The following is an 18,327-nucleotide window of genomic DNA, read 5'->3' on the forward strand; positions in this document are numbered from 1 at the left end:
CCGACGGCCGCATCGTCGACGAACTCCACCACCCCACCGCCGACACCGTCCTGGACCGCATGCGCCGCTTCGACGCCAAGGGCCGCACCAGCTGAGCCCGTTCACACGTCCGAGCCCACCGATCCCCGAGTACCCCCAGGACTGACGCTCCCCCATGTTCCGCACCGCACTGCGCAACGTACTGGCCCACAAGGGCCGACTGCTGATGACGATGCTCGCCGTCCTGCTCGGCACCGCCTTCGTGGCCGGCACCCTCGTCTTCTCCGACACCGTGGGCCAGGCCCTCCGGACCCAGAACTCCAAGAGCTACGCCGACATCGCCGTCACGGTCAGCGACGACTCGGCCGTCGGCCGCGGCTACGACCACGGCGCCAGCCACGCCGCCGGCGCCCCGGCCCTCACCGAGGACGCCCGTCAGAAGATCGCCGCCCTCCCGGGCGTCGCCGACGCCCGCGGGGTCGTCAGCGGCTTCGCCGGCATCGCCGACAAGAAGGGCGCGCTGATCGGCAACGGCTTCTCCACCACCGGCACGAACTACGTGCCGGGCGCCGACGGCACCGACCCGCGCTACCCGCTGGTCCAGGGCCGCGGCCCCAAGGACGCCACCGAGATCGCGCTGGACACCAGGACCGCCGAGAAGGGCGGCTTCAAGGTCGGCGACACCGTCCGGGTCGCGGTCAACGGCCCGGTGATGGAGCTCAAGCTCACCGGCACCCTCCACACCAACGACCCGCGGGTGATGGCCGGGGGCTCGCTGGCCGCCTTCGACGGTGCCACGGCCCAGGACCTCTACCTCAGCCCCGGCCGCTACGCGTCGCTGGACGTCAAGGCCAAGCCCGGCACCGACGACGCCGCGCTGCTCACCGCCGTCAAGCAGGCCCTGCCCCAGGGTGACGCCATCGAGGCCCGGACCGGCCGCGAGCTGGCCGCCGCGCAGGACCGGATGATCGCCCAGGGCAGCAAGATCCTGAACACCTTCCTGCTGAGCTTCGCCGCCATCGCCCTGTTCGTCGGCATCTTCATCATCGCCAACACCTTCTCCATGCTGGTCGCCCAGCGCACCAAGGAGCTGGCCCTGCTGCGCGCCGTCGGCGCCACCCGTCGGCAGATCACCCGCTCGGTGAAGATCGAGGCCGCGCTGGTCGGCCTGACCGCCTCGGTCGGCGGCCTGCTGACCGGCATCGGGATCGCCGTCGGGCTCAGGGCGCTGCTCAACGGCCCGATGGACCTCAACCTGCCCGACGGCCCCCTGGTGATCGCCCCCAGCACCGTCCTGATCGCGCTCGCGGTCGGCGTGCTGGTGACCCTGGTGGCCGCCTGGCTGCCCGCCCGCCGGGCCTCCCGGATCGCCCCGGTGGCGGCGATGAGCGCCGTCGAGCAGCCCGCCACCCAGAAGAGCCTGGTGGTCCGCAACACCGTCGGCCTGCTGTTCTCGGTCGCCGGACTGGGCGGACTGGCCGCCGGTATCAGCGGCAAGGAGGTCAAGCTGGTCGGCCTCGGCGCGGGCGCCCTGCTGCTCGGCGTGTTCGTGCTGACCCCGCTGCTGTCCCGGCCGCTGATCGCGCTGCTCGCCCCGCTGCTGCGCGCCGTGTACGGCACCCCGGGCAAGCTCGCCCAGGAGAACGCGGTGCGCAATCCCCGCCGTACCGCCGCCACGGCCTCGGCGCTGACCATCGGCGTCACCCTGATCACCTCGCTGACCGTGATCGGCGCCTCGGTGAACAAGGCCGTGGACGACTCCACCGACAGCGACCTCAAGGCCGACTACACCGTCGCCATGCAGAACGGCACGATGCTGTCCAATGAGGTCGCCACCCAGATCGCCAAGACGCCCGGGGTCAGCGCGATGAGCGTCGAACGCGGCCTCCGGGTCACCGTCGGCCAGGGCGAGGACGACGAGTACCTGACCGCGGTGGACGCGGCGACCATCGACCGGTTGGCCACCGTCAAGATCAAGGAAGGCTCGGCGGACGCGCTCAAGCAGGGCAAGCTGCTGGTCAGTTCCAGCCGCAGCGAGCGCGCCGGCTACCGGCTCGGCGACACCCTCGCCGTCACCTACCCGGACGGCACCAAGGGGTCGCTCACCGTCGGCGGCGTCCTGGAGGCCAACACCGCGCTGGCCCCCGTGATCGCCCCGGATGCCGTGGTCGCCCCGCACGCCCAGCCCGGCTCCGGCCCGGACAAGGTCCTGGTCAAGGGCGAGCACGGCGCGACCGAGCAGCTCAAGCAGGCGCTGCGCGACGCCACCGGCGGCAACCCGCTGATCGCGGTCAAGGGCGACAAGGACATCAAGGCGGAGAGCCGCAAGGCCGTCACCGGCCTGCTGAACATGATGTACGGGCTGCTCGGCATGTCCGTGGTGATCGCGGTGCTCGGTGTGGTCAACACCATGGCGATGTCGGTGTTCGAGCGCCGCCGGGAGATCGGCATGCTGCGGGCGATCGGCCTGGACCGGCTCGGCATCCGCCGGATGGTCCGGCTGGAGTCGCTGCTGATCGCGCTGTTCGGCGGGCTGGTCGGGATCGGCCTGGGCATCCTGACCGCCTGGGCGGCGATCCGGACGCTGGCGGACGACCTCAAGGGCATCAGCACCGTGGTGCCGCCGGTGCAGATCGCCTGCTTCCTGCTCGCGGCCGCCGTGATCGGCCTGCTGGCCGCGCTCTGGCCGGCCCACAAGGCGGCGAAGCTGGACATCCTGGGCGCGATCAAGAGCGAGTAGCCCTCCCGGCCCGCGTCACCCCTGGAGCCCCGGACGGCCTGACCGTCCGGGGCTCCGTCGTTCCTCCCGTGCCGGGGACCGGTGCCGATCCAGGGCGATCCGGGGTGACCCAGGGCGATCGGTGCCGATCGGTGGCGGCTTGTCGGTGGTGCGTGCAAGGATCGGTGGAACCTGACACAACGTCACACCACGGGGGGTGGGTCGTGATTTCGAGCTGGATCACCGGGACGGACTCGAGCGGGTACACGCACACGGCGAAGATCGTCACGCGCGGGAACGACGAACGCTATGTGGAGTGCGACAGCTGCGACTACCAGCGGCGGGTGTCCTGGGGTGCCCGCGACACCGCCGAGTCGCACCTGTGGAGCACCCACGGCGCGTCCGGATTCCACCAGCGGCTCGCGGCCGGCCCGTGGGTGGCGGCCGGGATCGCGCTGCTGCTGGTGTGCTTCTTCCTGGCCAAGGCCCACGTGTTCTAGGGCCTCCGGAACGACACCGCCCCGCCCGGCGGGGGGGTGGCCGGGCGGGGCGGGGGCGGTGCGACTGCGTTGCGCAGGCGTGCGGTGAACTGCCGGGTCAGGCGGCCGGCTCGGCGGTGACGGGCTTCGCGCCGGCCTTGTTCCCGGAGTTGCCGAACAGGTTGAAGAACACGGCCAGCGTGGGCAGCAGGTAGACCAGCCAGATCACCAGCTGCAGCACCGTCGGGTCCGGCTGGAAGTTGAACACGCCCTTCAGCAGGGTGCCGTACCAGCTGTCCTTGGGGATGGTGCTGGAGATGTCGAAGGCCACGCTGTGCAGGCCGGGCAGCCAGCCGGCCTCCTGGAGGTCGTGCACACCGTAGGCGAGCACGCCGGCCGCGACCACGACCAGCATCGCGCCCGTCCAGGTGAAGAACTTCGCCAGGTTGATCTTCAGCGCGCCGCGGTAGAACAGCCAGCCGAGCACCACCGAGGTGAGCAGGCCGAGGGCGGCGCCGACCAGCGGGTTCCAGCCGTCGTCCGTGGCCTGCACCGCCGACCAGATGAACAGCGCGGTCTCCAGGCCCTCGCGGCCGACCGCCAGGAAGGAGGTGACCACCAGGGCCGTGGTGCCCATCGCGATCGCCGCGTCCAGCTTGCCGTGCAGTTCGGTCTTCAGGTGCCGGGCGGTGCGGCGCATCCAGAACACCATCCAGGTCACCAGCCCGACCGAGATGATCGACAGCGAGCCACCGAGCGCCTCCTGGGCCTCGAAGGTGAGCTGGGAGGAACCGAACTGCAGCACCGCGCCGAAGACCATGGAGAGCACCACGGCCGCGCTGACGCCCAGCCACACCGGCGACAGCTTGTCCCGGCGGTCGGTCTTGACCAGGTAGGCGATCAGGATGCAGACGACCAGGCTGGCTTCGAGGCCTTCGCGCAGGCCGATCAGGTAGTTGCCGAACACGGCACTCTCCTCGGGGTTCGAACGGGGCGGGGGATCAGCCGAAGAGCGATTGGCCCCACCACTCCCCCGGCTTGCGCACGCCCGCCGGACAGGCGAAGTGGGCGGAGCCGACGTGCTGGATGTACTCGTTGAGCTTGTCGGAGGCCGCGAGGCGCTGCTGCAGCGGCACGAAGGCCTTGCGGGTGTCGCGCTGGTAGGCGAGGAAGAACAGCCCGGCGTCCAGACGGCCGAGGCCGTCGGTGCCGTCGGTGAACGAGAAGCCGCGGCGCAGGATCATCAGGCCGCCGTTGGCGTCCGGGTGGGCCAGCGCGACGTGCGAGGTCGCGGGCATCGCCTTGAGGTCGGGGGCGTCGTGCTCCTTGGCGCGGCCGTACGGGGCGCCCTCGCCCTTGGTGCGGCCGAAGGTGTCCTCCTGGTCCTTGAGCGAGGCGCGGTCCCAGGTCTCGATGTGCATCCGGATGCGGCGGGCGACCAGGTAGGAGCCGCCGGTCATCCACTCCGGGCCGTCGCCGGGGGCGGCCCAGACGTGCTGGGCCAGGTTGGTGGCGTCGGTGCCCGCGATGTTGTGGGTGCCGTCCTTGAAACCCATCAGGTTGCGCGGGGTCTGCTCGTCCGGGGTGGTCGAGGAGGTCTTGCCGAAGCCGAGCTGGGACCAGCGGATGTTGACGGTGCCCATGCCGATCCGGGCCAGGTTGCGGATCGCGTGCACGGCGACCTGCGGGTCGTCGGCGCAGGCCTGGACGCAGAGGTCGCCGCCGCTGCGCAGCGGGTCGAGCTTGTCGCCCTTGAAGGGGGGCAGTTCGACCAGGGCGTCCGGGCGCTGGGCTTTGATGCCGAAGCGGTCGACGCCGTCCTTCTCGAACAGGCTGGGACCGAAGCCGATGGTGAGGGTGAGCCGGGAGGCGGGCAGGCCGAGCGCCTCGCCGGTGTCGTCCGGCGGGGCCTCCGGCGAGCCGGGAACGGCGCCGGTGCCGACCTCGCGGCCGCCGGTCATCGCGGCGGCCGCCTTGGTCCACTCCTTGAGCAGCTTGACCAGGGACTCCCGGGTGGCCTTCTCGGAGACGTCGAAGGCCGCGAAGTGCAGCCGGTCCTGGACCGGGGTGGCGATCCCGGACTGGTGCTCCCCGTAGAAGGGCACCTCCCGGGCGGCCGTCGCGCTCGCCGCCGGGGCCGGGTCGTCGTCCTGCCGGACGGCTGCGGCCACCGAGCCGACCGCGGCGGCGCCGAGTGCGACGCCCGCACCGGCCCAGCCGATGACGGCGCGGCGGCTGACCGCGCCCGGGTTGGTGGTGGCGGGGGCGGCAGCGGCCGGGGTGCCGTTCTGCTGCTCGTTCTCGGCGTCCATCGGCGGGCGGGCCCTTCTCACTCTCACTGAACTACTGCAACTGCTGGAACTGCCGGTGCCGAACGGCTACTTGACGACCACGGCGGCGGCCAGCCTCGACAGCGGCTCGCCCAGCGAGTTGACCGCGTCGGAGAAGGTCTTGCGCTCGGCCTCGGTGACCTTGTCGTACGGCGTGAAGGTGCCGTCGGCCTGCTTGTACTTGGCGAGCAGGGTGGTGATGGCGGCGAACTCGGAGTCCAGGGTCTTGGCCAGCTCCGGGTCCTTCTCGGCGGCGACCGGCTTCAGCAGCTCGTAGGCCTTCTGGGCGCCCTCGACGTTGGCCTGGAAGTCCGCCAGGTCGGTGTGGCTGTAGCGGTCCTCCTCGCCGGTGATCTTGTTGGTGGCGACCTCGTCCAGCAGTTCCTTGGCGCCGTTGGCCATGCTGGTCGCGGTGATCTCCGCCGCGGGGATCTTCTTCTGCCAGTCCTTGAGGTCGGCGACCAGCTGGTCGGCGAGGGTCTTCTCCTGGTCGCCGATCTTCGCGTCGGCCCAGAGCGCCTTCTCCAGGCGGTGCCAGCCGGTCCAGGCCTGGCCCTGCTCCAGCTTGTCCTCGCGGGTGTCGGTCTTGGGGTCGACGTCCCCGAAGCTCTCGGCGACCGGCTCGGTGCGCTCCCAGCCGGTGCGCGAGGGCGCGTACAGCGACTTGGCCTTCTCGACGTCGCCGGCCTTGATCGCGGCGGCGAAGGCCTCGACGGCCGGAACGGTGAGGTCGGCCTGCTCCTGGGCGTACGTGCGGTAGGAATCCACGGCGGCGGCCAGGCGCGGGTCGGCCGGGGCGGCGGTGCGGCCGCCCTCGCCGGTGACCGTGATCTTCTGGCGGATGCCGTCGCCGACCATGCCGGGCTTGCAGGCGATCTCGTACGAGCCGGCCTTGATCTCGGCGTTGATGCTGGCCTTGGTGCCGGGGCCGATGTTCTCCCGCTCGGTGACGATCTTGTCGCCGGCGGCGTAGACGTAGACCTCGGTGGTCTTGGAGCCCTTGTTGCTGATGTCCAGCACCACGTGACCGGCCGGGAAGCTGGTCGTGGAGACCTCGCAGGCGGTATCGGTGGCGTTGATCTTCACCGCGTCCGAGCCGCCCGCCCTGTCGTCCTTCTTCGACGCGCAGCCGGCCAGGGCGGCGGTCGCCACGGCGAGGCTGAGCAGCGCGGCTGCGGTGGAACGACGACGGGCGGGCATGGGGGCTCCAACGGAAAAGGGCATGGGGGTGCCAAGGCCGGGTAAAGCGCCGGCCGGGCCGGTGCCTCCTGTTTAGCTAAGGCATACCTTACGTAAGAAGTCTTTACCGTCGATACCCGGCCCCCTGCCCTGCCCGAACCGTGATCTCCCCGCCCGGACCGTCACCTCCCCGGCCGCCGCTCCCCCGGCACCCGACGGGTCGCCGCACGGGCCGTCCAGCGGCCCTCCTGGCGGCTGATCCGGATCGGGTGGCCGAAGGTGTCGCTGATCAGCTCGGTGGTCATCACCTCGTCCACCGGCCCGGCCGCCAGGCACTCGCCCTCGCGCAGCAGCAGGGCGTGGGTGGTGCTCTCCGGCAGCTCCTCCAGGTGGTGGGTGACCAGCACGCTCGCCAGCTCCGGGTGCTGGTGGCGCAGCAGGTCCAGGCTGTCCAGCAGCAGCTCACGGGCGGTGAGGTCGAGCCCGGTGGCGGGCTCGTCGAGCAGCAGCAGGCGGGGGCTGGGCATCAGTGCGCGGGCGATCAGCGCCCGGCCGCGCTCGCCCTGGGACAGCGTGGTCCACGGGGCGTCGGCCATCGCGGCCATGCCGAGCGTCTCGATCAGCTGCTCGGCCCGCTCCACCGCCTCGGGGGCGGGCTTGCGGTGCCACTCCGGCTCGATCGTGTTGGTGAACCCGGTGAGCACCACCTCGCGCACACTCAGCGGCGAGCGCAGCGGGTGGCGCGGGTTGACGTGCCCCAGGTGGGCGCGCAACTCCCGGATGTCGACCCGGCCCAGTCGGCGGCCGAGCACGTCCACGGTGCCCCGGGTCGGGTGGGAGACCGCGCCGAGCAGGGCGAGCAGGGTGGACTTGCCCGCGCCGTTGGGTCCGAGCAGCGCCCAGTGCTCGCCGGGCTGGATCTCCAGGGTGATCCCGCGCAGCAGGTGCCGGCCGTCGCGCACGACGTCCACGTCCTGGGTGCGCAGCAGCGGGCCGTCGAAGGACGGGTCCATGGGGCGGGTCTCCGTTCACGGTGCCGGTCAGGGGGCGGGGCGCCGCACCCGACCGGCCCGGCGCCGACCGTCCGTGTGCACCGTACAACCGTCGACCGGAGCGGAGTCCGGCCGTCCGCAGAGTGGACCGGCCGGAACCCTGTTGTGCGAAGGGAGTTGGGAGGAACATGGTGCCCTTCGGTGGGGAACGAGGGGGAAACGTGATGGTCGCGGACGAGGAACGACCCGACAGCCTGCACGGGCTGGTCGAGCGGCAGGCCCGCCGGGCACCGCAGGCGGTGGCGGTGCGCTGCGGCGAGGCCGAGCTGACGTACGGCGAACTGGACGCCCGGGCGGACCGGCTGGCCGCCGCACTGGCCGGGCACGGGCTGGCGCCCGGCGGCCGGGCGGCGGTCGCGCTGGGCCGGGGCACCGAGGTGTACGTGGCGCTGCTGGCGGTGCTCAAGGCCGGCGCCGCGTTCGTGCCGCTGGAGCCGACCGCGCCGGACGCACTCCTGCGGCACGTGCTGGCCGACGCCGCGCCCGACCTGGTGGTCACCGAGGAGCGCCACCGGGTGCGGCTGGCGGACGCGGGCCGGGCCCGGCTGCTCTGCCTCGACGAACTGCCCCTGCCGGAGGCGGAGTTCGAGCGGCCCGAGGTCACCCCCGGCGACCTCGCCTGCGTCTTCTACACCTCCGGCTCCACCGGCCTGCCCATCGGCGCGATGGTCGAGCACCGCAACCTGCTGGCCGCGTACGCGGGTTGGCGCGAGGTGTACGGGCTGACGGCCGAGGACCGGATCCTGCAGACGGCGAGCCTGGAGTTCGACGTCTTCACCGCCGACTGGGTCCGGGCGCTGGGCACCGGCGCCACGCTGGTGGTCACCCCGTTCAACCTCACCCTGGACCGCACCGCCGACCTCGCCGCCCTGCCCGCGCTGGTCGCGGAGGAGCGGATCACCGTCCTGGAGCTGAACGTCCGCACCGCGCGCCGCCTCACCGCCCTGCTGACCGCGAGCGGCGCCGCGATGCCGGGGGTGCGACTGCTCACCGTCGGCGCCGAGAAGTGGTACCTGGACGAGCAGTTGGACCTGCAACGGCTGCTCGGCGGGGACACCCGGGTGCTGAACGTCTACGGCCTGGCCGAGGCCACCGTGGACAGCACCTGGTTCGAGGTGCGCGGCGCGGCCGCCGCCGAGGGCGCGGAGCGGGTCTCGCTGGTCGGCCGGCCCTTCCCCGGCACCCGGGTGTACGTACTGGGCCCGAACGCCGCCCCGGTGGCGCCCGGGCGGGTCGGCGAGATCGCGATCGCGGGCTCCGGCCTGACCCGTGGCTACCTCGACCGGCCCGCGGACACCGCCCGCCGCTTCGTCCGGGCGAACTACGACCCGGACGGGCGGGTGCTGCTCACCGGCGACCTCGGGCTGCTGCGGGCGGACGGCGTACTGGAGTTCGTCGGCCGGGCCGCGACCGTGGTCGGCCCGCTGAACGGGGACCGGGCGACCACGGTCACCACCCGGGTCAAGGCCGCGGCCCGCGCCGAGGGCGCGCTGCGCGCCCACCCGGCGGTTCGGGAGGCCGCCGTGGTCGAGGTGCAGCCCGCACCGGGGCGGCGGCTGCTGGTCGGCTACGCGGTGCCCGCGCAGCGGGCGCCGGAGGGCGCTTCGGAGGGGGCTCCGGAGGGGGCGGACGGCTGGTCGCTCACCCAGTACCTGCTGGCGGAGCTCAAGGGCTACTCCGCACCCGCCGCCGTGATCTGCGTCCCGGAGCTGCCGCGCACCCGCGCCGGAAAGCTGGACCGCGCCGCGCTGCCGCTGCCGGCCCCGCCCGCGCACACCGCGCCTCGCTCGGCCAAGTCGGGCGGCAGCCGGAAGGGCGGCGGCAAGGCCGGGGGCGGGGCGAACGGCACGGAGGCGACGGGCTGCCTGGCGCTGTTCATCACGGTGGTCGCCACCGTCCTCAGCCGGGCCCTCACCGACGACTTCTTCCCCGGCTCCACGGACCTCTCGGGAGTGCCCGGCACGTACCACTTCTGGTTCGGGCTCCTCTACTTCTGCGAGTGCGCCGCGTTCGGCGGCGGGCTGGCCTTCCTGCTCCTCGGCCTCCCCTCGGTGCTGCGCCAGGGCCGCTCGCTCCGGCTGTCGCTGCTCACCCACCTTTCGGTGTCCTGGCTGCTCGCCAACTGGTGGCTGCAGGACAACCTCTACCGGCTGACCGCGGCCACCGACTGGCCGCGCGAGACGACGATGGTCTACGTGTTCAACATTCCGCTGATGCTGGCCGCGGTGATCGTCGTGACCTTCCTGCTGAGCAAGCCGAAACCGAAGACGAAGCGGTAGGGCTCAGCCCGACACAGCCCAACACAGCTCGACTCGGCTCGACTCGGCTCGACTCGGCTCGACTCGGCTCGACTCGGCTCGGCTCGGCTCGGCCCAACCCAACCCAACCCAACCCAGCCCGGCTCAGCCCAGCGCCTCGAACATCCCGGTCAGCGCGTGGTTGGCCGCCTCGACCAGTGCCTGCGCGGCGTCCAGCGCCTCGCCGTCCGACCCGGCCAGGGCCAGGCCGACGACGGGCTCGGGGTCGTGGCAGGCGGTCGGGATCAGCGGCAGCAGGGTGACGTCGAGCCGGGCGCAGCGCGGGCGCAGTCGCTCCAGGTGGTCGTGCAGCACCTCGGGGGCGAGCCGGGCGCCGAGCGGCATCGCGTCCATGGTGCGGACCAGGTGGCCCGGGCCGCGCACCTGGTCGAGACGCTCGCGCAGCATGAAGGCGATGGCGGGGCCGGTGAGCCGCAGGTTGATCTCGGTGGGGGCGAGCCGGCGCCGGCGGTCGGTGACGAAGTCGACGTCGTACCAGCCGCGGTAGCCGTCGGCGGCCAGCCGCTCCCCCACCGCGAGGGCGAAGCCGCGGGCCGTCTCCGCGGCGGCGTGCGGCACCGTGCCGGGGCCGACGGTGACGCCCTGGTAGCGGGTTCCGGCCACCTCCATCACGCCCGCCCCGACCGGGTGCACGGTACCGTCCGGGCCGATGACGGCGTCGTAGGTGAGGTCGCGAAGCCGGGCGGCCGGGCCCGGGTCCACGTACTCCTCCAACAGCAACTCGCCATCCGGCGGCAGGATTTCGGAGCGCACCAGGTGGCGCAGCAGGGCGCCCCCGCCGCCGGCGGCGAACAGTTCGGCGGGCTCGACCACGACGGTGCCGTAGCCGCCGACGCCGTGTGGGCTCTTCAGTACGGTGGTCAGGCCGCGGGCGGCGCGGACGGTCAGCCTGCGGGCGGCCCGGCGGCGACCGCCCGGGCGCTCCTGCTGCGGCAGCACGACCCCGGGGTGTGCGGGCGCGAGCTCCGCGAACAGCCCGTGCGCGGCGGCCTTGGACTCGTAGCGATGGACGGCGGCCAGCCCGGGCCCCTCGCCCTGGGCCGCCGTGCGGCCCCAACTGACCACCGGACGGCCGGAGTCCGCGATCGACGCGGCCAGCGCCGGTCGCACGGCGAGCGCTTCGGCGAGCGTCCGGTCGGACGCCACTCCGCTGTGTACCTCGACCGGCCCCCACCTCAACTCCCGGGCCAGCCAGTCGGTCCACTCCCGGTCGACCTCGGCGGGCAGCACCAGCACCGCCGGCTCCGGGCTGTACCCGACGGCCAGGCAGGCGTAGTGGTGCGCCTGGCGCAGCCGCCGCAGGCGCTGCGCGGCGTCCATCCCGGGCGCGAAGAACTGCGCGTTGAAGTCCGCGACGTTCCCGAGGTGCACCGCCGCCCGCCCGCCGGTCCAGGCCCCCACCCATCCGTCCATGGAGCGAGAGCTTAGGGCGTCGGAGCGCCGACAGGCACCGCACGCGCGGTAGTCGGCGGTAGTCGGCGGTCACGACGGCAGTGTGGACGGCTTGTTAAGTTCCGATCATTTTTGACCTGACAAGGACACAACTTGGCAAAGTTATGACCTTTCCTCTAGCTCAATCTGACTGATCGCCGTCAATCTCGGTCGCAGCTCTTTGCAGCCCCTTTCCCTGCAGCTACCCCCACTGGAGCCAGACTTGAGCCCCACCTCCCCCTCCCGTCGTGTCCGCACGGCCGGGGCGATAGCCGTCGTCGCCGCCCTCGCCGCCGTGGCCGTCCCCGCCACCACGGCCTCCGCCGCGCCCGCCGCCCGCGAGGCGGCGGTAGCCCAGGCCCGCGCCAACGTCACCCACAACTCCGGGGTGTTCGGCTACGGCGCGGGCCAGGACCTCGTCCTCAAGGACGTCGTCCTCGACGCCGACGGCGCCTCCCACGTCCGCTTCGACCGCACCTACCAGGGCCTCCCGGTGGTCGGCGGCGACCTGGTCGTCCACCAGGACGCCCGCGGCAGGCTCAAGGACACCTCCCGGGCGGCCGCCCACGACGCCGCCGTGAAGTCCACCACCCCCAAGGTGCCCGCCCGGTCCGGCGCCGCGAACGCGCTCTCCGCCGCCCCCGGCGTGCGGGACGCCGTCAGCACCCCCGAACTGGTCGTCTGGGCCGCCGACGGCACCCCTCGCCTGGCCTGGCGCACCGTCGTCGAGGGCACCGGCGAGCACGGCCAGCCGGCCGGCAAGGTGGTCGTCACCGACGCCACCACCGGCGAGCAGATCGAGTCCTACGACGCCGAGCACCAGGCCGCCGGCACCGGGAACTCCGAGTACACCGGCCAGGTCACCGTCGACACCACCCCGACCAGCGGCGGCTACACCCTCACCGACCCGGTCCGCGGCCACGTCACCAAGGACGCCGGCAACCTCTCCGCCAGCTCGGTCAAGGCCACCTCCGGCACCCCGTTCACCAGCACCACCAACGTGTGGGGCGACGGCAGGAAGTTCTCCACCGACCGCGCCACCGCCGCCGTCGACGCCCACGCCAACACCGCCTGGACGTACGACTACTACAAGAACGTGCACGGCCGGAACGGCATCAAGAACGACGGCAAGGGCGCGACCGTCTTCGTCCACGTCGGCACCAACTGGGACAACGCCCAGTGGTCCGACAGCTGCTTCTGCATGATGACCGGCGACGGCAACGGCAGCACCGACCCCGAGCAGGTCGACCTCGACACCATGGGCCACGAGATGACCCACGGCGTCACCAGCGCCACCGCCAACCTCCGCTACAGCGGCGAGTCCGGCGGCCTCAACGAGTCCACCAGCGACATCTTCGGCACCATGGTGGAGTGGTACGCCAACAACAAGATCGACACCGGCGACTACCTGTTCAGCGACCAGTCCACCCCGCCGTGGCTGCGCCGCTTCGACAAGCCCTCGCTGGACGGCAGTTCGGCCGACTGCTGGAGCAGCTCGGTCGGCAGGCTCGACGTCCACAACTCCTCCGGCGTCGGCAACCACTGGTTCTACCTCGCCAGCGAGGGCAGCGGCAGCAAGACCATCAACGGCGTCACCTACAACAGCCCCACCTGCAACAAGTCCACCGTCAGCGGCATCGGCAACCAGAAGGTCGCCAAGATCTGGTACCGCGCGCTGACCGTCTACATGACCTCCACCACCAACTACAAGGGCGCCCGCGCCGCCTCCCTCAACGCCGCCCGCGACCTCTACGGCGCCGGCAGCACCGAGTACAACGCGGTCGCCGCCGCGTGGAGCGCCGTCAGCGTCAACTAGCCCCGGTAGCCGGTCCTGCCGGACCGGCTACCGGATCAGCTGTCGAACCCGACGTGCACGTGGTCGTGGTGGGTGTCGTCGGTGAAGAACCGGTTGCCGACGCCCGCGATCGCCACCGGCCCGCCCACGTTGTACGAACCGGCCGCCGCCGCGTCCCGCATGAAGGACTCGATCAGCTGCCGGGGCGTGGCCTGGTCCACCACCGCCCGGCCGTCGATCCGCCACACGTCGAAGGCCCGGCCCAGCGGATGGTCGCTGGGCCGGGCCGTCCCGAAGACGTCCAGGGGGTGGCCGGTGCGCACCACGCTCACCGACAACGCGTACGGGCCGGCCAGCCGCAGCATCGCCGTCAGCACGGTGTCGTGGACGGTGCCGCTGCGCAGGTCGGCCGCCGCCTCGGGCGGCAGCTCGATCCTCGGCTCGGCCAGCACCCTGGCCACCGCCGGGGCGGGCGGGCCGGCGCCCGGGCCCGGGTCCCCCGGGTGCAGCGCGGTGACGGCCCAGCGCGGCTCGGCCCGGCTCAGCCGGACGTCCACCGTGATGCCGCCCGAGGCCACCGAGCCGTCCGGCTGCCTGGTCCACTGCCGGCAGACCACCAGCACGCTCGCCGAGTCGGCGAGGATCCCGCCGTACTGGGCGACGATCACCTCCAGGCTCGCCTCCGACGCCGCCGGGGCGAGCCGGCCCGCCTGGTCCGCCAGCCCGGGCGGCAGGCCCAGCGCCGCCACCCGGGCCCGGGCCGCCTCCGCCCCCTGCCCGCCGGGCGGCCAGGCGCCGAGCGCGGCGACCAGCTCGACGGCGCGGCGCTTGACGTCGGGCTGGATCTCGCCGGGGCCGGGCTGCCAGAGCGGCGGATTGGGCAGCGGCGTGGGGGTCGGTGTCGGCGTCGGGGTTTCGGTGGGCGTGGCGGTCGGCACCTGGCTCCGGGAAGAACCCGAACTCGCCACGGCCGCACCGGGCTTGGCCCCGCTGGAACACCCGGCCGCCCCCAGCAGCACTGCCGCAGCCCCCGCCCGCAGCACCCCGCGCCGGCCCGTGCCCCGGCCACCGTCCCCGTCCTGCCCTCCGCATCCGTTTCCGCGAGTCATGCGGTCAGTATGCGACCGGCGGCCCGGCCGGGCGCGGGCGTCAGCCCAGACGGCGGATCGGCTCACCCGCCAGGAAGGCCGCGATGTCCTCCACCGCCTCGCCGAAGTACCGCCGGTAGTTGTCCTGCGAGACGTATCCCAGGTGCGGGGTGGCCAGCAGCCGGGGCGCGCTGCGCAGCGGGTGGCCGGCGGGCAGCGGCTCGGTGTCGAAGACGTCCACGGCGGCGCCCGCGATCCGGCCGCCGGTGAGCGCGGCGAGCAGCGCGTCCTGGTCGACGATCGCCGCCCGGGAGGTGTTGACCAGGTAGGCCTCGGGCTTCATCAGGGCGAGTTCGGCGGCGCCGATCAGCCCGCGGGTGCCCGCGTCGGACGCCAGGTGGATCGACACGAAGTCGCTCTCCCCGAGCAGTTGCTCCTTCGTCCCGGCCCGGCGCACCCCCGCCTCGGCCGCCCGTTCGTCGGTCAGGCTGCGGCTCCAGGCGAGCACGTCCATGCCGAAGGCGAGCCCCACCCGGGCCACCGCGCCGCCGATCCGTCCGAGGCCGAGCAGCCCGAGCGTCCGTCCGTGCAGGTCGGCCCCGACGGTGCTCTGCCAGGGCCCGCCCTCGCGCAGCGCGGTGTTCTCCTGGACGATGCCGCGGGCCAGGCCGAGCAGCAGCGCCCAGGTCAGCTCGACCGGCGGGGTGCCGGAGCTGGCCGTGCCGCAGACCGTGACGCCGTGCGCCGCGGCGGCCTCGTGGTCGATCACCGAGTTGCGCATCCCGGAGGCGATCAGCAGCTTGAGCCGCGGCAGTCGGGCGAACAGCGTGGCGGGGAACGGCACCCGCTCGCGCAGGGTGACCACGATGTCGAACCCGGCGAGGGCGGCGGCCAGTTCCTCCTCCGAGCCGTGGTGCTCGCGGAAGGCCGTCACCTCCACCCGGTCGGCCACCGGGGACCAGTCGGCGGAGCTGGTGGCGACGCCCTGGAAGTCGTCCAGGACGGCGCAGCGAAGCATCGGAAACGTCATGCCCGCAGCTTCCCAGACGGCGGCGGCCGGGTGGACCGGGCCCGTGGCGGTTGCCGGTCCGGACGACGGTCCGGACGACGGTCCGGACTTCGGTCCGTGAGCGGGGCGGGGGCCTTCAGCCGTCCGGGTTCAGCAGCGCCTCGGCGGTGGCCGTCCGGGCGTACAGCACCCAGCGGCCGGCGCGGTGGGCGCTGACCAGCCGGGCGTCCCGTAGGGCCGTCAGGTACTGGGAGACGGCCGAGGGGGACAGTCCGGTGCGCCGGGCGAGTTCGCCGGTCGAGGCGGGGGCGGCGAGTTCGGCGAGCAGCAGGGCGCGGGAGCGACCGAGCACCGCCGCGAGCGCCCGGGTGCCGGGTGAGGGGGCCGGCGCCGTCCACAGGCCGCCGATCCCCCGGGCCGGGTAGGCGAGTTGCGGCGGGTCCGGCGGGGCGAGCCGGGTGTAGAGGGCGGGGCCGGTGAAGGCGGACGGGATCAGCAGCAGGCCCGGCCCGGCGGTGCCGCGCGGCAGCGGGCGGGAGCGACGGCTCAGTCGCAGGGCGCCGTCCGTCCAGCGCAGTTCCGTGTGCAGGTCGTTCAGCACCCGCTCGGCGCCGTGTTCGGCGGCCTGCCGGGCCCGGTGCAGCACGTCGGCGTCGAGCACCGCGCGGATCCGCGCCCAGTACGGCGCGAGGGCCAGCTCCCAGTACGCCTCGACGGCCTCGGCGAGCCGCGCCAACCCGGTCCCGGGGTCGGCGTGCAGGGCCCGCAGCCGGGGGCCGAGGGCACCCTGGTCCGCGGCCAGCCGGTCCAGGTCGCGCCGGACCTGCCCGGCGGGGGTGGCCCGGATCGCGGCGAGTTCAGCGGCGAGGGTGGGGGCGGGGCCGGCCGGGGCCGGGTTGACGAAGTCGGGCACGTAGCCGCTCGGCGGCACCACTTCGGCGAGCAGCCCGGACACCGCCGGGCCGAGCGTCGCCAGCCGGGGCCGCACCTGCTCCACCCAGGGCCCGTGAACGGCGTGCGGCAGCCCGGAGCGCAGCAGGCGCAGGCTCGGCCCGACCTCCCACATCGGTGCGACCGCGAACCGCATCCGTGCCAGGTCGCCCGCCGTGACCCGCAGTTCCGCCAAGGCCCGCCCCCGTGGATTCACACATGTCCGAATCAGTGGCGATCAGGTTAGTGCAGTGGCGATCATGACCGGCATGACCACCGACACCACCCCGACCACCGACACCACCCCGACCGCCGCTGCCTCCGGCACCTGGCAGCTCGGCGACCGCGCCGTCCACCGGATCGGCTTCGGCACGATGCGCCTGCCCCAGACCGGACCGGCGCTGGTGCCCCACGCCGTGCCCCGCGATCGCGACCAGGCCCTGCGGGTGCTGCGCCGCGCGGTCGAGCTGGGCGTCAACCACATCGACACCGCCGCCTTCTACTTCTCCCCGCTGAGCTCCGCCAACGAGCTGGTCAACCGCGCCCTCGCGCCGTACGCCGACGACCTGGTGATCGCCACCAAGGTGGGCCCCGCCCGTGGCACCGACGGCCGGTGGAGCGACCACGCCCGCACCCCCGAGGCGCTGCGCACCCAGGTCGAGGAGAACCTGCGCCAGCTCGGCCGCGACCACCTCGACCTGGTCAACCTGCGGATCCTCGGCACCGACTCGATCGCCGAACGCTTCGGCGCGCTCGCCGAGTTGGCGCAGGCCGGCCTGATCCGCCGGCTCGGTCTGTCCAACATCCACCCGCACCAGCTCGCCGAGGCCCAGGCCATCGCCCCGGTCAGCTGCGTGCAGAACCCGTACGGCATCGGCGCCCCGGCCGGCCAGGACGAACTGCTGCGGCTCTGCGGGGAGCAGGGCATCGCCTTCGTCCCCTTCTACGCGATCGCCGGCGCCGGGCGGGAGGGCGGCGCCGGCGGGACGGAACCCGCCGAGGTCCGCACGGTGGCCGAGGCCCGCGGCATCAGCACCGCGCAGGTCCGGCTCGCCTGGACGCTGCACCGGGGCCCGCACGTCCTCGCCATTCCGGGCACTGGCGACGTGGCGCACCTGGAGGACAACATCGCGGCGGGCGCCGTCCGCCTGACGGCCGAGGAGCTCGCCCTGCTGGAGCGGGCCCACACCGGCTGACCCGGGGAACCACCGGCGGGCCCACCGGCGTCGCTCCGGGGAACCGTTCCCGACCCCGGAGCCCGCCCGTGCCCGCCACCGCAGCCGCCACCACAGCCACCGCGACCCGCTACCTCTACCTCGCCCGGCACGGCGAGGCCACCCAGGACGGCCCGGACGGCGGCGGCCTCACCCCCGCCGGCCGCCGCCAGGCCGCGCTGCTCGGCCGCCGGCTGGCCTCCCGCCCCATCACGGCCGTCCACCACGGGCCGCTGCCCCGGGCCGCCGAGACCGCGCGGCTGGTCGGGGAGCGGCTCGACGGGGCGGCGGTGTCGGCCTGCGCGGAGGCCGGCGACTTCGTTCCGTACGTCCCGGCTGCCGACGAACTCCCCTCCGACAGCGCCGAGTTCCTGCTGCGCTTCCTGGCCGGCGCCTCCCCCGAGGAGCGCGCCGCCGGCCCGGAACTGGCCCGCCGGGCCGTCGACCGCTTCACCGGTCCGGTGCCGGGCGCCGAGGTGCGGCACGAACTGGTCGTCACCCACGCCTTCCTGATCGGCTGGCTGGTCCGCCACGCCCTGGACGCCCCGGCCTGGCGCTGGCTCGGCCTCAACGCCGCCAACGCGGCCCTCACCGTCCTGCGCTTCGCCCCGGGCCGCCCCTCGGCCGTCCTGGTCCTCAACGACCAGACCCACCTGCCCGAGGAGCTCCGCTGGACGGGCTTTCCGCCCGAACTGCGACTCTGAGCGGCCGACCGGGTGCCGCGGCGGCACGAGGCCCCCCCCCCAAACCCCGCGCCCCCCGGGGGCCAAAACGCGCCCCCCGACCCGCGACCCGCAAACCGCC

Annotated in this window: 14 protein-coding genes and 1 pseudogene; 7 read left to right on the top strand and 8 right to left on the bottom strand. The window is 73.7% G+C overall.

The features are described 5' to 3' along the window. The 3 genes and pseudogenes from ACFWIS_RS26895 to ACFWIS_RS26905 all read left to right on the top strand — a co-directional run. Positions 1-95, top strand: a pseudogene (locus ACFWIS_RS26895) (ABC transporter ATP-binding protein); the annotation flags it as partial. Positions 96-154: 59 nt separating this feature from the next. Continuing rightward, positions 155-2,719, top strand: coding sequence for an ABC transporter permease (locus ACFWIS_RS26900; RefSeq protein WP_380457470.1), 2,565 nt, complete (start codon positions 155-157; stop codon positions 2,717-2,719). Between the two features lie 203 nt (positions 2,720-2,922). Continuing rightward, positions 2,923-3,198 (top strand): hypothetical protein, encoded by a 276-nt coding sequence (locus ACFWIS_RS26905; protein WP_380457468.1) that lies wholly within the window; start codon positions 2,923-2,925, stop codon positions 3,196-3,198. Positions 3,199-3,295: 97 nt separating this feature from the next. Here the strand turns inward: ACFWIS_RS26905 and efeU are convergent, their stop codons facing one another. The 4 genes from efeU to ACFWIS_RS26925 all read right to left on the bottom strand — a co-directional run bounded on the left by efeU (position 3,296) and on the right by ACFWIS_RS26925 (position 7,699). After that, complete coding sequence (gene efeU, locus ACFWIS_RS26910; protein WP_380457466.1) at positions 3,296-4,144, bottom strand: iron uptake transporter permease EfeU; 849 nt, start codon at positions 4,142-4,144, stop codon at positions 3,296-3,298. 34 nt (positions 4,145-4,178) lie between these two features. Then, entirely contained in the window at positions 4,179-5,489 is a 1,311-nt protein-coding gene (gene efeB, locus ACFWIS_RS26915; protein ID WP_380457464.1) for an iron uptake transporter deferrochelatase/peroxidase subunit, read from the bottom strand. Positions 5,490-5,555: 66 nt separating this feature from the next. After that, positions 5,556-6,707, bottom strand: coding sequence for an iron uptake system protein EfeO (gene efeO / locus ACFWIS_RS26920; protein ID WP_380457462.1), 1,152 nt, complete (start codon positions 6,705-6,707; stop codon positions 5,556-5,558). A gap of 161 nt (positions 6,708-6,868) precedes the next feature. After that, positions 6,869-7,699: an ABC transporter ATP-binding protein gene (locus ACFWIS_RS26925; RefSeq protein ID WP_380457460.1), complete on the bottom strand. Its 831-nt coding sequence runs from the start codon at positions 7,697-7,699 to the stop codon at positions 6,869-6,871. A gap of 203 nt (positions 7,700-7,902) precedes the next feature. Here ACFWIS_RS26925 and ACFWIS_RS26930 point away from each other — a divergent pair, with 203 nt between their 5' ends. Beyond that, the gene (locus ACFWIS_RS26930) at positions 7,903-10,017 is read left to right on the top strand and encodes an AMP-binding protein (RefSeq protein WP_380457475.1); all 2,115 of its coding nucleotides are present in this window, start codon (positions 7,903-7,905) and stop codon (positions 10,015-10,017) included. 123 nt (positions 10,018-10,140) lie between these two features. Here the strand turns inward: ACFWIS_RS26930 and ACFWIS_RS26935 are convergent, their stop codons facing one another. Further along, positions 10,141-11,469 carry a hypothetical protein gene (locus ACFWIS_RS26935; RefSeq protein WP_380457459.1) on the bottom strand — a complete coding sequence of 443 codons (1,329 nt, stop codon included), beginning with the start codon at positions 11,467-11,469 and terminating at the stop codon, positions 10,141-10,143. A 241-nt stretch (positions 11,470-11,710) separates the two neighbouring features. Here ACFWIS_RS26935 and ACFWIS_RS26940 point away from each other — a divergent pair, with 241 nt between their 5' ends. Continuing rightward, a complete protein-coding gene (locus ACFWIS_RS26940; protein ID WP_380457457.1) occupies positions 11,711-13,303 on the top strand; it encodes a M4 family metallopeptidase in 1,593 nt (530 codons plus the stop codon). Between the two features lie 35 nt (positions 13,304-13,338). Here ACFWIS_RS26940 and ACFWIS_RS26945 read toward each other — a convergent pair whose 3' ends face one another. The 3 genes from ACFWIS_RS26945 to ACFWIS_RS26955 form a co-directional block, all read right to left on the bottom strand. Continuing rightward, entirely contained in the window at positions 13,339-14,220 is an 882-nt protein-coding gene (locus ACFWIS_RS26945; protein WP_380457455.1) for a hypothetical protein, read from the bottom strand. Between the two features lie 211 nt (positions 14,221-14,431). Next, positions 14,432-15,400 (bottom strand): D-2-hydroxyacid dehydrogenase family protein, encoded by a 969-nt coding sequence (locus ACFWIS_RS26950; RefSeq protein WP_380457453.1) that lies wholly within the window; start codon positions 15,398-15,400, stop codon positions 14,432-14,434. Positions 15,401-15,515: 115 nt separating this feature from the next. After that, a complete protein-coding gene (locus ACFWIS_RS26955; RefSeq protein ID WP_380457473.1) occupies positions 15,516-16,496 on the bottom strand; it encodes an ArsR family transcriptional regulator in 981 nt (326 codons plus the stop codon). A gap of 73 nt (positions 16,497-16,569) precedes the next feature. Between ACFWIS_RS26955 and ACFWIS_RS26960 the strand changes: the two genes are divergently transcribed. Both ACFWIS_RS26960 and ACFWIS_RS26965 read left to right on the top strand, forming a co-directional pair. After that, complete coding sequence (locus ACFWIS_RS26960; protein ID WP_380457450.1) at positions 16,570-17,505, top strand: aldo/keto reductase; 936 nt, start codon at positions 16,570-16,572, stop codon at positions 17,503-17,505. Between the two features lie 68 nt (positions 17,506-17,573). Beyond that, a complete protein-coding gene (locus ACFWIS_RS26965) occupies positions 17,574-18,227 on the top strand; it encodes a histidine phosphatase family protein (protein WP_380457448.1) in 654 nt (217 codons plus the stop codon). Positions 18,228-18,327 lie beyond the last annotated feature (100 nt).

It is taken from the genome of Kitasatospora sp. NPDC127060 (assembly GCF_042724935.1).
In the GTDB taxonomy this organism is placed as follows: Bacteria; Actinomycetota; Actinomycetes; order Streptomycetales; family Streptomycetaceae; genus Kitasatospora.